The organism is Streptomyces kanasensis (assembly GCF_043077165.1).
In the GTDB taxonomy this organism is placed as follows: Bacteria; Actinomycetota; Actinomycetes; order Streptomycetales; family Streptomycetaceae; genus Streptomyces; species Streptomyces changanensis.
Window position 1 is genome coordinate 142,031 of record NZ_JBIBSF010000012.1, and the last position, 13,738, is coordinate 155,768.

General features: G+C 75.6%; 13 protein-coding genes. 7 read left to right on the top strand and 6 right to left on the bottom strand.

The features are described 5' to 3' along the window. Positions 1-8: 8 nt before the first annotated feature. Positions 9-2,543: a SpoIIE family protein phosphatase gene (locus ACF053_RS26835; RefSeq protein WP_449336544.1), complete on the bottom strand. Its 2,535-nt coding sequence runs from the start codon at positions 2,541-2,543 to the stop codon at positions 9-11. A gap of 334 nt (positions 2,544-2,877) precedes the next feature. Then, complete coding sequence (locus ACF053_RS26840) at positions 2,878-3,621, bottom strand: acyltransferase (protein WP_391956346.1); 744 nt, start codon at positions 3,619-3,621, stop codon at positions 2,878-2,880. Positions 3,622-3,801: 180 nt separating this feature from the next. On the opposite strand from ACF053_RS26840, the gene ACF053_RS26845 reads away from it, so the two are divergent. Then, positions 3,802-4,338, top strand: a complete 537-nt coding sequence (locus ACF053_RS26845; RefSeq protein WP_391956347.1) for a gamma carbonic anhydrase family protein — start codon at positions 3,802-3,804, stop codon at positions 4,336-4,338. 34 nt (positions 4,339-4,372) lie between these two features. On the opposite strand, the gene ACF053_RS26850 is transcribed toward ACF053_RS26845, so the two are convergent. Together ACF053_RS26850 and ACF053_RS26855 are read right to left on the bottom strand one after the other, a co-directional pair. Next, complete coding sequence (locus tag ACF053_RS26850; RefSeq protein WP_391956348.1) at positions 4,373-5,071, bottom strand: DedA family protein; 699 nt, start codon at positions 5,069-5,071, stop codon at positions 4,373-4,375. A 331-nt stretch (positions 5,072-5,402) separates the two neighbouring features. Beyond that, positions 5,403-5,855, bottom strand: a complete 453-nt coding sequence (locus tag ACF053_RS26855; RefSeq protein ID WP_391956349.1) for a DUF4442 domain-containing protein — start codon at positions 5,853-5,855, stop codon at positions 5,403-5,405. A gap of 94 nt (positions 5,856-5,949) precedes the next feature. On the opposite strand from ACF053_RS26855, the gene ACF053_RS26860 reads away from it, so the two are divergent. Next, positions 5,950-6,975 carry a hypothetical protein gene (locus ACF053_RS26860; protein WP_391956350.1) on the top strand — a complete coding sequence of 342 codons (1,026 nt, stop codon included), beginning with the start codon at positions 5,950-5,952 and terminating at the stop codon, positions 6,973-6,975. A gap of 83 nt (positions 6,976-7,058) precedes the next feature. Continuing rightward, positions 7,059-8,513: an MFS transporter gene (locus ACF053_RS26865; RefSeq protein WP_391956351.1), complete on the top strand. Its 1,455-nt coding sequence runs from the start codon at positions 7,059-7,061 to the stop codon at positions 8,511-8,513. A gap of 10 nt (positions 8,514-8,523) precedes the next feature. On the opposite strand, the gene ACF053_RS26870 is transcribed toward ACF053_RS26865, so the two are convergent. Then, positions 8,524-9,369 (bottom strand): spermidine synthase, encoded by an 846-nt coding sequence (locus ACF053_RS26870; protein ID WP_391956352.1) that lies wholly within the window; start codon positions 9,367-9,369, stop codon positions 8,524-8,526. A 28-nt stretch (positions 9,370-9,397) separates the two neighbouring features. Continuing rightward, complete coding sequence (gene tuf / locus ACF053_RS26875) at positions 9,398-10,567, bottom strand: elongation factor Tu (RefSeq protein ID WP_391956353.1); 1,170 nt, start codon at positions 10,565-10,567, stop codon at positions 9,398-9,400. A gap of 312 nt (positions 10,568-10,879) precedes the next feature. On the opposite strand from tuf, the gene ACF053_RS26880 reads away from it, so the two are divergent. The 4 genes from ACF053_RS26880 (at position 10,880) to ACF053_RS26895 (ending at position 13,668) form a co-directional block, all read left to right on the top strand. Further along, the gene (locus tag ACF053_RS26880) at positions 10,880-11,596 is read left to right on the top strand and encodes a TVP38/TMEM64 family protein (protein ID WP_391956354.1); all 717 of its coding nucleotides are present in this window, start codon (positions 10,880-10,882) and stop codon (positions 11,594-11,596) included. A 104-nt stretch (positions 11,597-11,700) separates the two neighbouring features. Beyond that, positions 11,701-12,573, top strand: coding sequence for an undecaprenyl-diphosphate phosphatase (locus ACF053_RS26885; protein WP_391956355.1), 873 nt, complete (start codon positions 11,701-11,703; stop codon positions 12,571-12,573). A 73-nt stretch (positions 12,574-12,646) separates the two neighbouring features. Then, entirely contained in the window at positions 12,647-12,823 is a 177-nt protein-coding gene (locus tag ACF053_RS26890; RefSeq protein ID WP_391956356.1) for a hypothetical protein, read from the top strand. Positions 12,824-13,452: 629 nt separating this feature from the next. Then, positions 13,453-13,668: a hypothetical protein gene (locus ACF053_RS26895; protein ID WP_391956357.1), complete on the top strand. Its 216-nt coding sequence runs from the start codon at positions 13,453-13,455 to the stop codon at positions 13,666-13,668. Positions 13,669-13,738: the final 70 nt, after the last annotated feature.

Here is a 13,738-nt window from a genome sequence, read left to right on the forward strand (position 1 = left end):
CCTCCTCCTCACGGACCGCCCGGCGGGGCGGCTCCCGCGCCCGCGCCCACGGGCCCGGGCGCGGGGTCGACGACGAACTCGCTCCACACCTGCTTGCCGCCGCTGACCGGCACCGAGCCCCAGGTCGCCGACATGGCCTCGACCAGCAGCAGCCCCCGGCCCCCGGTGGACTCCCAGTCGGCGACGACCGGTTTGGCGGGGGCCCGCGGCGAGGCGTCGGTCACGGCGATCCGCATCCGGTCGCCCGCGAGTGTGAGGTCGAGCCGGACGGGGCCCTGTGTGTGGATCAGGGCGTTGGTGACCAGTTCGGAGACGACGAGCAGGGCGGCGTCGGCCTCCTCGGCCACCCCCCAGCCGCGCAGGGTGCGGGCGGTGAAGCGGCGGGCGTGCATGACGGCGTCCGGCAGCCGCCACACGGTCCACCCGGCCCGGATGGGCCGGACGCTCGTCCCGTCGTAGCGCAGGAGGAGCAGCGCCACGTCGTCGTCGCGGCGGGAGCCGTCGCCGAGGAGCCCGTCGGCCATGCGCCCGGCGTCGGACGGGTCGGCCGCCGCCAGCAGCCCGCGCATCCGGCGCATGCCGTCCTCCAGGTGGAGGGCGGCGGACTCGACGAGCCCGTCCGTGAGGAGGGCGAGGACGGTGCCGGGGACGAGCCCGGCGGCGGTGATCGGGTAGTCGGCGTCCGCGAGGATGCCGAGCGGGAGGCCGCCCTCCGTCTCGATCTCCTCCGTGGCGCCGTCCGGGTGGCGCAGCAGCGGGGCGAGGTGCCCGGCGCGGACGATCCAGGCGTCGCCCTCCTCCATGTCGAGCTCGACGTAGCAGCAGGTGGCGAAGAGGTCGGTCTCCATGCCGACGAGGAGCCGGTTGGCGTGGGAGACGACGACGTCCGGCGGGTGGCCCTCCACCGCGTACGCCCGGATGGCCGTGCGGATCTGGCCCATGATGGTGGCCGCCCCGGCGCTGTGGCCCTGGACGTCCCCGATGACGAGCCCGACGCGGCTGTCCGACAGGGGGATGACGTCGTACCAGTCCCCGCCCACCTCCAGGCCGACCATGGCCGGCAGGTAGCGGGCCACGGCGACGCCGCCGGCGAGGGCGGGGAGCCGGCGGGGCAGCAGGCTGCGCTGGAGGGTCGTGGCGAGTTCGTGCTGGGCGTCGAAGGCGTGGGCGCGCCGGAGGGCCTGGCCGACCAGTCCGGCGGTCGCGGTGAGCAGGGACCGCTCCTCGGCGCCGAACTCGTGCGGCGCGTCCCAGCCGGCGAGGCACGCGCCGATGACGCGGCCCTCGGCGGGCAGCGGCAGGAGGGCCAGCCCGCCGGGCCCGACGCCCTCCAGCGCCGGCTCGAGCTCCGCGCCCGCCGGGCAGAGGCCGACCCGTACCTCGCGGAGCGCGGTGGCGAGGGTGGGCAGCGCGCGCAGCGGGGTGTCGGGCCATTCGGAGCGCCACTCGGAGCGCCAGATGTCCGGCCAGGCGGCGGGGTCGGGCGGGTCGAGGACGGTGACGACGAGCCGGTCGGCCTCCAGCCCGGCGACGGCGACGCGGTCGGCTCCGACGAGCGGGTCGCGCAGCGCCTCGACGACGGCGAGGGCGACGTCGCGGGCGGTCATCGTGGCGGCGAGGGCGGCCGACAGCCGCTGGACGAGGGCGACCTCGTCGGTCTCCGGGCGCAGCGAGGACGCGTCGACCACGACGCCGAGGACCCGCTCGGGCCGCCCCGCCGGGTCCTCCAGCACCCGGCAGCGCAGCCGCAGCCAGCGCAGTTCGCCGGAGGGCCGGCGGACCCGGAACTCCAGCTCCCGGCTGGCCGGGGCGCCCTTGCCGGGCTCGACGAGGGACATGAGGGTGGGCAGGTCGTCGGGGACGGCGTGGGCGAGGAGCGTCTCGACGCGGCCGTCGAACTCCCCGGGGTCGATGTCGACCAGCTCCAGCATCGACGGGTCGGCGGTGATGCGGCCGGTGTGGAGGGCGAGGGTGAACGAGCCGAGCGGTCCGGTGGCGAGGGCGTGGTCGGGCAGCAGGCCGCCGTGGATGCGCCCTCCTTCCGCCACGGGGACCGCGCCCGGCCGGCCCGCGGCGCCGATCCCCGCCGCCGCGGCGGCGCCCGGCGCCCCGCCGGGCGCCGCCGTCATACCGGGGCCGACCGCCGCGCCGGGGGTGGCGCCCGCCTCGATCCGGGCGGCGACCTGTTCCGCGTACAGCTCCAGGAAGGCGCGCCGGTCGGTGTCGAAGCCCTCACCGGTGCCGTCGACGACGACCAGGCAGCCGAGGCGCCGGTCGTCCGCGCCGATCGGGAGCACGCCCAGCGAGGCGTCGGCGGCGACCGCCCCGGGGACGGCCGCGCGGCGCTCCGCCGGCTCGTCCGGACCGAGCCACAGGGCGCGGCCGCCGCGGTACGCGTCGGCCACGGCCGACCGCCCGGACACGGCGTAGCCGGCGGGCCAGTCCGGCGGCACGCCCGACTCCCCCACCGGTCCGACGAGCCGCAGCTCCCTGCCGCCCCGGCTCGGCGCGTACACCGCCGCCAGTCTCGCCCCGGCGAACATCAGCGCCCGGCCGGCGGCCAGGGGCGCGCCACCGGGCGGCCAGGCGGCACCGGGGGCGCCGCCCGCGGGGTCCGCCCGCAGTCCCGGAGCCCCAGCCGCGCCGCCACCCTCGCTGGACACTTCGCCATCCACCTCACCCTCCATACTGGGCGTCCTCGCAGGAAGGCGGCCAGTCAGGCGGTCCGCCGGGGTGGCGGCGGAGCCGTGACGGGGAGGGGCGCCGCGCCGGCGGGGGCGTCGGCGCGATGGCGGCGGGCCCGTGACCGGGACGGGGTCGCGGCGGTAGGGGTGGCGACGGGACCGTGGCGGGAGGAGCGCCGCGCCGGCGGGTGCGTCAGCGGCCTTCCCAGTGGGCCAGTGCCGCGAGCTGCGCCGCGGTGACGTGGTCCGGAATCGGTACCGGCGGCGGCGTGCGCAGCGGGGGCTGCCACCCGGAGTCGGCGTCCCAGCGGCGTACGACGCGGGCCGGCGCCCCGGCGACCACGGCGTGGTCCGGCACCTCGCCCCGCACGACGGCCCCGGCGGCGACGACGACGTTCCGGCCGAGGCGCGCGCCCGGCAGGACCACCGCGCCCGTGCCGAGCCAGCAGCCGGGGCCGATCTCCACGGGGGCGGAGCGGGGCCACTGCCGGCCGATCGGCTCGTGCGGGTCGTCGTAGCTGTGGTTGGTCGAGGTGATGTAGACGTACGGTCCGCAGAAGGTGTCGCGGCCGATCGTCACGGGCGCGTCCGCCACCACGTGGCTGCCCCGCCCGAGGACAACGCCGTCGCCGAGGGTCACCACGGGGTCGGGGCCGAGGTCGAGGCCGGGCAGCATGCCGGCGCTGAGGGTCACCTGCTCACCGATGATGCAGCACTCGCCCAGCTCGATCCACGCCTCGCCGAAGACCGCGCCCTGGGGGAAGGCCAGCTTCGTGCCGGCGCCGATGCGCCGGAAGCGCAGGGGGCCCGGCCGTTCGGCCGTCACCGCGCCGGTCTGCTGCACCCAGCGCCAGCCCCGGTGCACCGCGGCCGACAGCGCCCGGCGGCGCCAGGCGGCGAGCGACGCGAACGAGAACGTGTTTCTGCTGCTGGGCACCCGGCCACGGTAGTGCGCCCGATCGGCGCCGGTCACAGCGCGGCGCTGTGATGTTCGCCCCACCGCCCGGCCCGGCCCGGCCGTCGCCTACGGTTCCCTCGGGCACGACGGGAGGACGGAGGCGCGACACCGCCGCCCGTCCGACGCACGACAGCGCACGAGAGCGCACGAGGAGCCGAGATGACGCGAGGACCGCTGATCACCGCCGTGGGCGGCAAGGAGCCGGAGGTGGACGACACGGCCTTCGCCGCGCCGACCTCCGTGGTGGTGGGCGAGGTGACGATGGGACCGGGGTCGAGCGTCTGGTACCACGCCGTGCTCCGCGCGGACATGGGCCCGATCGTCCTGGGCGCGGACAGCAACATCCAGGACAACTGCACCGTCCACGTCGACCCGGGCTTTCCGGTGACGGTCGGCGAGCGGGTCTCCGTCGGCCACAACGCCGTCCTGCACGGGTGCACCGTCGAGGACGACGTCCTGGTCGGCATGGGCGCGACCGTGCTGAACGGCGCGCGCATCGGGGCCGGTTCGCTGGTCGCGGCGCAGGCGCTGGTCCCGCAGGGGATGCGGGTCCCGCCCGGCTCGCTCGTCGCGGGCGTCCCCGCGAAGGTGCGGCGGCAGCTGACCGACGAGGAGCGGGAGGGCATCCGGGTGAACGCCGCGATGTACCTGGAGCTGGCGCGGGCGCACCGCGAGGCGCACGCCGCGGGGGCCTGACCGGTACCCCCGCGGCGGCGCCGGCGCCGTCCCGTCAGTCGGCCGCGGCCGTGGCCGCGACCGCGGCGGGGACGGTGTCCTGGTGCGGCCGCCCGGCGGCCGCGGCGTCGCGCTCGGCCTCGGACCTGGCGGCGGCCTTCTTCGCGCGGTTGCGCAGGACGAGCATCGAGGTGAGGCCCACGGCGACCGCGAGGACGAGGCCGAGCCACGAGAAGCGCTTCAGCCACGCCTCGGCGACGACGCCCACGGAGTAGACGACCGCGGTCGTGCCGCCGGCCCACAGGATGCCGCCGAAGACGTTCGCGACGAGGAACTTCCAGTACGGCATGCGCAGCACGCCGGCCAGCGGACCGGCGAAGATCCGCAGCAGCGCCACGAACCGGCCGAAGAAGACGGCCCACATGCCCCACTTCTCGAAGGACCGCTCGGCCATCGCGATGTTGGCCTCGCTGAAGTGCCGGGGGAACTTGCCGCCCAGCCACGCCAGCAGCGGCCTGCCGCCCTTGCGGCCGATGGCGTACCCGATCGAGTCCCCGATGATCGCGCCGGCCGTGGCGCAGGCGCCCAGGACGTACGGGTCGATCTCCCCGTGCTGGGACGCGAGCAGCGCCGAACTGACGAGGACGATCTCGCCCGGCAGCGGGATCCCGAGGCTCTCCAGCCCGATCACCACACCCACCAGGATGTAGATGCTGACCGCGGGAACGGTCTCGAGCCACTCCTGGACGTGCAACGCCGGTTCCTCCGTATCGACAGGTGACCCCTGGGGGCAGGCAGCCTACCGGGTCACGGGGGCGGCTCCCGGACGCGTGGGCGGGCCGCTGGTCACGGGGGGAGACGCCGGGACGGACCGCCCGGTTGCCCGCCCCGACGGACGGGCGGACGCGGTGGGTCGGGTCGGCGACGGCTCGGCGGTCGGGTCGGCGGGGTCGCGGAGGTCGGCGACGGCGCCGCCCCCGTACCCGGGGTCGGGTGCGGGGCGGGGGCGGGGCGGTGTGGTCCGCCGCGGCCGGTACGGGCCGGCGGCCAGTACGGGCCGCGCGTGCGGCACGGGGCGGTGTGGCTCAGGACTGGGGGCGCAGCGTCCAGGTGATGGTCATCTCGCCCGTGACCGCGCCGTCCTCACGCGTGATCGCGATGTGCACGGGGAACTCGGGGCGCTGCCCCGCGTCGAGTTCGGCGACGACCTCGTCGCGGGTGCGGCCCAGCGTGGCGGTGGCGGTGACCACGCCCATGGCGAGCTTCTTGTAGCCGATCTCCGCGTTGACGGCGAGCGGGACGGCCCGTCCCATCTGGTCCCCGAAGGCGCCGATGACGATGGCGCCGCTGGCCGACTCGCCGAGCGTGAACATGGCGCCGGCGTGCGGGCCCCCGACGTGGTTGTGGAAGTCCCGCTGGTCGGGGAGGCGCAGCACGGCGCGGTCGGCGGTCGCCTCGACGACCTCCAGGTTCAGGGTCTTGGCCATGGGAACCGTGGCCAGCAGCATCTCGCCGATGTTCGGCAGCGTCTCGGACATGCCCCGAAGTTACCAGGCAGTAGCTTGGTGGGGAAGCCTTCCGCACGGGGCCGGGCATGGCACCCCGCACCCCTCCCCTCTATGGTTACAGCCCATGTGGCCAGGACAGCAGCCGCCCGGGGGCGAGCAGAACCCGCAGGACCCGAACAATCCCTATCAGCAGCCGGGATACCCACAGCCGAACCCGTACCAGCAGCCGGGGTACCAGCAGCAGGGGTACCCGCAGCACAACCCGTACCAGCAGCCCACCGTGCCGCAGTACGCCGTGCCCGGGCAGCCTCCGGGCCCGCCGGTGCCGTCCGGCGACGACAAGAAGAAGACGACGCTCGTCGCGATCGGTGCCGCCCTCGTGGTCCTGGCCGCCGCCGGCGTGACGGGGTACCTGGTCCTCGCCGGCGAGGAGAAGGAGCCCGCCGCCACGGCCGGTTCGTCACCCTCCCAGAGCGCCTCGGCCCCCTCGGCCCCGGTGAAGCAGCCGGCGCAGTCACCCTCCGGCAACCCGCGTGACGGCTCACTGGCCCTCCAGCCGACCGTCCCGGGGTGGAAGGTCGTCCACAATCCCAAGCGCGGCACGCTCTTCGACATACCCGCCGACTGGGAGGTGCTGGGCTCGGGCGTCGCCACCGGCTTCGAGGACGAGAAGGCGGGCGACGGCTCCCCCGTCGTCACCATGTCGGCGCCGGGCCGCTTCAAGAGCGAGTGGTGCACCTTCGACGACGACAAGGACGGCTCCCTGGACAAGTGGAGCCTCGCCTCGGCGGGCACGAAGGGCGGCCAGGGCGCGAAGAGCACCGCCGAGGCGGCGTACAACGAGGCGGGCAGCTGGGTCTGGGCGGGATACGCGCAGACCGAGCCCAAGGGCACCGTGAAGATCACCAAGGCGGTCCCCTACACCTCGAAGTCCGGCCTGAGCGGCCACATCGCCACGGCGAAGGCCCTCGGCACCAAGCACGAGAACAAGTGCGACACCGACGGCAAGGCCATCGCGTTCTCCTTCAAGAACGCCAAGGGCGACTTCGTCTCCTGGGTCCTGTACGGGAACACCGGCATCCCGGACGAGGTGCCCGAGGCCACGATCCAGAAGATCCTCAGCACGGTCCGGCTGGCCGAGGGCTCCTGAGCCCGCGACCCGCTCACCTGCTCCGCGGATCTGACGGGTAATCCGTTTGGCGGCGCGGGGTTCCACCGGGGATAGTCCGGGATGTGAGAACCCCCGCCGCCGCCCTTCGCCCGCGACGACGCCGCCCGGAGTGGGCGGGACGCAACTACGTCCTGCTCACCGGCGCCGCGGTCATCACCTCCCTGGGCAGCCACGGCGCCCTGATCGCGGCGGCGTTCGCGGTGCTGGAGTCCGGCGGCGACGCCGGCGACGTCGGTCTGGTCGCCGCCGCGCGCACGCTGCCGCTCGTCCTCTTCCTGCTGGTGGGCGGGGCGGTCGCCGACCGGCTGCCGCGCCACCGCGTGATGGTCGCCGCGAACAGCCTCAACTGCGTCTCGCAGGCGCTCTTCGCCGTCCTCGTGCTCACCGGCCGTGCGGACCTGTGGCACATGATGGTGCTGTCCGCGCTGGGCGGCACCGGCCAGGCGTTCTTCAACCCCGCCGCCGAGGGCATGCTGATGTCGAGCGTCAGCGGGGAGCAGGCGAGCCGGGCCTTCGCCCTCTTCCGCATGTCCATGAACGGCGCCGCGATCGGCGGGGCGGCGCTCGGCGGCGCCATGATCGCCGCGATCGGCCCCGGCTGGGTCCTCGCCGTCGACGCCGCGGCGTTCGCCGCCGCCGGTGCGCTGCGCGCCTTCCTCGACGTGTCGCACATACCCGAGCGGGCAGCCGGTGGCGGGTTGCTCGCCGATCTGCGCGAGGGCTGGCAGGAGGTCGCCGGCCGCCCCTGGCTGTGGGCGATCGTCGCCCAGTTCGCGATCGTCGTCGCCGTCATCGGCGCGGCGGAGTCCGTGTACGGGCCGCTCGTCGCCCGGGACTCGCTGGGCGGTGCGCGGCCATGGGGGCTGGCGCTCGCCGCGTTCGGCGTGGGCACGCTCGCCGGCGCGGTGCTGATGATGCGTTGGAAGCCGCGCCGGATGCTGCTCGTCGGCACCTTGTGCGTGTTCCCGCTCGCACTGCCCTCGGCGGCGCTCGCCGTGCCGCTGCCGGTCGCCGGCCTCGCGGCGGTGATGTTCGTGTCCGGGGTGACCGTCGAGGCGTTCGGCGTGGCCTGGATGACCGCGCTGCACCAGGAGATCCCGGAGGACAAGCTGTCGCGGGTCTCCGCCTACGACTGGTTCGGCTCGACCGCGATGCTGCCGGTGTCGACCGCCCTGGCCGGGCCGGTCGCGGACACGTTCGGCCGGTCGCAGGCCCTGTGGGGGTGCGCGGCGCTGATCGTGGTCGTGACGGCGCTGGTGCTGCTCGTCCCGGACGTGCGCAACCTGACGCGCCGCGACCCGCAGGCCGCCGGCCGCCCGGGGATCCCTTCGCCGGGCCTGCCGGGCGCGGCGGCGGACAAGGCCGCCGGAGCGGTCGCCATGGCGGACGCCGCCGCCACCGGGACGTCGACCGCGGGAGCCGGCACCGGCACCGGACCGGCCACCGCGGCGGACGCCGCCGGCGGTTCGTCCACCACCGGGGCGGACACCGCCGCCGGGCGGGCAACGGGCGCCTGACCGCGCTCGGTCAGCCGATGCCGAAGGCCCCGCCCGGCGGCTCCGGCGACGCCACCGCGTCCGCGTCGCCCACCACCCGCGCGTCCCCCACCAGCCGGGCCAGCGCCGCGCCGTGCTCCACCCGCGCCGGGAAGGCGTCGGCGGCTGCCCGGCGCGTCAGCCGGGCCGTGTCGAGCGGCGCGTGCGAGGCCACCAGGACCGCGTTGCCGAACCGCCGCCCGCGCAGCACGGCCGGCTCGGCGACGAGCGCGAGCTCACCGAAGAGGGCGGCGAACGTGGCGAGCTGGGAGCGCAGGAAGGCGAACGGCGCCCCGTCGGCGAGGTTCGCGGCGTAGCAGCCGCCCGGCCGCAGCACCCGCTCGACCTCCCGCGCGTACTCGACGGAGGTCAGGTGCGCGGGGACGCGCGAGCCGCCGAACACGTCACCGACGACGATGTCCGCCGAGTCCGCGGGCGCCGCCGCGAGCCACTCCCGCGCGTCCGCTCCGTGCACGGTGACGCCCGCGCCCTCCGGGACGGGCAGGTGCTCCTCCACCAGCGCCAGCAGCCCCCGGTCCGCCTCGACGACGTCCTGCCGGGAGCCGGGCCGCGTCGCCGCGACGTACCGGGGCAGGGTGAGGGCGCCGCCCCCCAGGTGCACGACGTCGAGGGGGGCGCCCTCGTCGGCCGCGGCGTCCACGACGTGGGCGAGCCGGCGCGCGTACTCGAACTCCAGGTGCGTGGGGTCGTCGAGGTCGACGTACGACTGGGGCGCGCCGTCGACGGTCAGCAGCCACGCCCGCTCCCGGTCGATGTCCGGCATGAGCTTGGCGGTGCCGCCGTCGACGGCGCGCAGGACGGGGAGGGGCTCGGTCACCGTCCCATTCTCCCAGCCGCGCGGACCGCTACAGCAGTTCGCTCACGGTGCCCGCGCCCACCGTGCGGCCGCCCTCGCGGACGGCGAAGCCGAGCCCCGGCTCCAGCGGGACGTCCCGCCCGAGCTCGACGGTCATGGTGACCGTCTCGCCGGGGCGGGCGACGCCGGTGCCGCCCAGGTCGACGTCGCCGACCACGTCGGCGGTGCGGATGTAGAACTGCGGCCGGTACCCGGTCGTGAGGGGGGTGGTGCGGCCGCCCTCGCGGGCCGACAGGACGTACACCCGCGCGGTGAACCGCCGCCGCGGCACGACGCTGCCGGGTTGGGCCACGACGTGCCCGCGGCGGACGGCGTCACGCGGCACGCCGCGCAGGAGCAGCGCGACGTTGTCGCCGGCCTCCGCCCGGTCCATCGGCTTGCCGAAGGTCTCCACGCCGGTGACGACGGTCTCGGTGTCCGCGCCGAGCACCTCGACCCGGTCGCCGACGCGCACGGTGCCGCGCTCGACGGCGCCGGTGACGACCGTGCCCCGCCCGGGGATGGTGAGGACGTTCTCGACCGGCATGAGGAACGGCGCGTCCACGTACCGCTCGGGCGTCGGCACGTACGTGTCGACGGCGTCGAGGAGCGCCTCGATCGAGGCCGTCCACCGCGGGTCGCCCCGCAGGGCGCCGAGCCCGGAGACCCGGACGACGGGGACGGAGTCGCCGCCGTACCCGTGGGCGGTGAGCAGTTCGCGCACCTCCAGCTCGACGAGGTCGGTGAGCTCGTCGTCGCCGGCGTCGGCCTTGTTGAGGGCGACGACGATGTGGTCGACGCCGACCTGGCGGGCGAGCAGGACGTGCTCGGCGGTCTGCGGCATGACGCCGTCGACCGCGGAGACCACGAGGACGGCACCGTCCAGTTGGGCCGCGCCGGTCACCATGTTCTTGACGTAGTCGGCGTGGCCGGGCATGTCGACGTGCGCGTAGTGGCGGGTGTCGGTCTCGTACTCGACGTGCGCGAGGTTGATGGTGATGCCGCGTCGGGCCTCCTCCGGCGCGCGGTCGATCCGGTCGAACGGGACGAAGGTGCCGGCCCCGCGCTCGCTGAGGACCTTGGTGATGGCGGCCGTGAGGGTGGTCTTCCCGTGGTCGACGTGGCCCATGGTGCCGATGTTGAGGTGCGGCTTGGTGCGCACGTACGCCGTCTTGGACATGACGGGGTGGTTCCTCTCCGGAACTCGAAGCGTGGTGGGACCCCTCGGCCTGACCGACCCTCCCCCTGCGGGGTCCGCCGGACGTTCCGGGGAGGGTCAGCTTCGGGCGCCGTCCAGGACGATGGCGGCAGCCTTCGGCGCGTCCGCGACTGCGGACGGCGCTGCGAGGAAGGCGTACCGGAACATGGCGACGATCCTGCCCCGGCCGGACCGCCCGCGTCGACGGGTTTTCGGGTGGGGCGCCCCCGGTTCCGGCTGCGGGTGCGGTTCCGGTCACGGCGATCACAGGGGGCCGTCGGTTACGCTCCCCGGATGCTCCAGCCCGCCGTCCGGCCCCCGGCCGGTCCCGCCCTGCGCCGTGCCCGCCTCCTGGTGTCGCCCGGTGCGCGCCTGGCCCTCCTGGTCTGCCTGCTCGCGGGCGCAGCGGCGGCCGTCGTGGCGTACGAGCCGCACCGGCTGCTCGCGGACGGCGGCTGGCCGCCGCAGCCGGGCGGCGCCGGCGCGGCGGTCCTCTTCGGGGTCGCGTACGGCCTGTGCACCGCCGCCTTCGTGCCGAGGCCCGTGCTGAACCTGGCGGCGGGGGCCCTGTTCGGTACGCAGGCCGGGCTCGCGGCGGCCGTCGGCGGGACCGTCCTGGGAGCCGGCATCGCGTTCACGCTCGGCCGGGCGCTGGGCCGGGACGCGCTGCGCCCGTACCTGCGCGGCCGCTGGCTGGCTGCGGCGGACGGACAGCTCAGCCGGCACGGGTTCCGCTCTACGCTGGCGATCCGGCTCTTCCCCGGCGTCCCCTTCGCCGCGGCCAACTACTGCGCGGCGGTCTCCCGCATGGGTTACCTCCCCTTCCTCGCGGGCACGGGTCTGGGGTGCGTACCGAACACCGCGGCCTATGTGGTCGCCGGGGCCCAGGCGGCCTCGCCGACGTCCCCCGCGTTCCTCGCCTCCGCCGGGTTCATCGTCGTGACCGCGCTGGCCGGTGCGCTGGTCGCCTGGCGCAAGCGGCACCGGTTGCGCGCGGCAACCGCCTCCTGACACCGCTCCACGACACCGGATGATCACCGTCCGTTCATCCTCAGGCGATACGCTGCACCGACCCCAACGACCACACACGTACATTTCGGGACGGCCCTGGCCCCATGAATTGGTTCGAATCGCTCATCCTCGGACTCGTCCAGGGGCTGACGGAGTTCCTCCCGATCTCCTCCAGCGCCCACCTGCGCCTCACGGCCGCCTTCGCCGGCTGGCACGACCCCGGCGCGGCCTTCACGGCGATCACGCAGATCGGCACGGAGGCGGCGGTGCTGATCTACTTCCGCAAGGACATCGGCCGCATCCTGTCCGCCTGGTTCCGCTCGCTGACGGACCGGACGATGCGCTCCGACCACGACGCCCGCATGGGCTGGCTGGTGATCGTCGGCTCGATCCCCATCGGCGTGCTCGGCGTGACCCTCAAGGAGCACATCGAGGGCCCCTTCCGCGACCTGCGGCTGATCGCCACCACCCTGATCGTCATGGGCATCGTGCTCGGCGTGGCCGACCGGCTGGCGGCGCGGGCACAGGAGGGCGGCAGGCACCGGGCCTCGCCCGGCCCCAAGACGCTGCGGGACCTGGGCGTGAAGGACGGCCTGATCTTCGGAGTGTGCCAGGCCATGGCGCTGATCCCCGGGGTCTCCCGGTCGGGCGCGACCATCAGCGGCGGCCTGCTGATGAACTACACCCGCGAGGCGGCCGCCCGGTACTCCTTCCTCCTCGCCATCCCCGCCGTCCTGGCGTCCGGTCTGTTCGAGCTGAAGGCCGTCGGCGAGGGTCACGTCGCCTGGGGTCCGACCGTCTTCGCGACCGTGGTGGCCTTCGGTGTGGGCTACGCCGTCATCGCGTGGTTCATGAAGTTCATCACCACGCGGAGCTTCATGCCGTTCGTGGTCTACCGGATAGTGCTGGGTCTGGCGCTGTTCGCCCTGATCTGGCTGGGTGTGCTGACCCCCGACGCGGGTCAGCCGTCGCACTGACCGCGGCGTGGGAATCGTCACGGTGCGTGGCGGGTCACAGCGGATCGTCCGAATGGCCCATTAGTCTGGCGGCATGTCCAAGCCCGTGCCCGACCCCGACCTGCCCGACGCCGATGCCCTCAACCGCGCCATTCGCGAACTCTGGGCGCGCGCGGACGGACCCCTGTCGGAGGACGAGCAGCGGATCTACCAGGCACTGGTCCTGAAGTGGACCGCCGCCCAACAGGGTGACGTCGACGCCGTCGCCTGACCGCGGACGCCACCGACCCGCGGTACCGCCGCACTGCGGCTACCGCGGGCCGTGAAGAGGAGGGGGGCCGCCGGTAGGGGGGGTGACCGGCGGCCCGGGTCCCGGGGGTTCTCCGGCCCGGAATCCTTACCCATGAGGGTGCCGTGCGCCGGCCCGTCGGCGGGAGGGCGCACGGCGCGGAAGTGCGCGTACGCGGTTCACACCCCGTGTGAACCGCGTACGCGCCCGTCTGCCTGATCCTCGTGCCTCCCCGGCCGGTGCGCCACACCACCGGCGCCCGCCGCCCCGCCGCCCCCGCGTCCCCGACCGGTGCGCGCTGTCCCATACCTCCGACCGGTGCGCGCCTCGCCGGGTCCGCTGCCCGGCCGGTACGTGCCACGCCGCCCCGCCGTTTGGCCGGCCCCGTACCTCCGACCGGTGCGCCCCGCCATCCCGCCGGCCCCGCGCCTCCCGGCCGGTGCGCGCCACGCCGGGTCCGCCGCCCGGCCGGTACGTGCCACGCCGCCCCGCCGGCCCCGCGCCTCCCGGCCGGTGCGCGTCGCGCCGGGTCCGCTGCCCGGCCGGATCCCGCCGGTCCGCCTGATCCCCGGTCGGCTGCGATCAAGCCGGGTCCGGCGCATCCTGGGGCTGTGCCCCCACAGGCCCCGATCGTCGTGCACCGTCCGACCGCGAGCGGCGGGCGGCGCGTCACCGTGCGCGGCCGGATCCTCGGTCTGGCGCACAACGACGCCGACCTGCTGGAGTTCCTGCGGCGCGCGGGGCTGGACGAGCCCGACGTCGACCTGGACGACCCGCGGATGGTGGAGTGGCGCGGCGGCCGGGCCCACCAGTGGGAGGCGGCCTGACGGCCGCGCGCCCCCTGCGCTTCCCCCGCCGGGTGCTCCGGCCCCGGCCGCTCCGGGCTCGGGGCTCTCC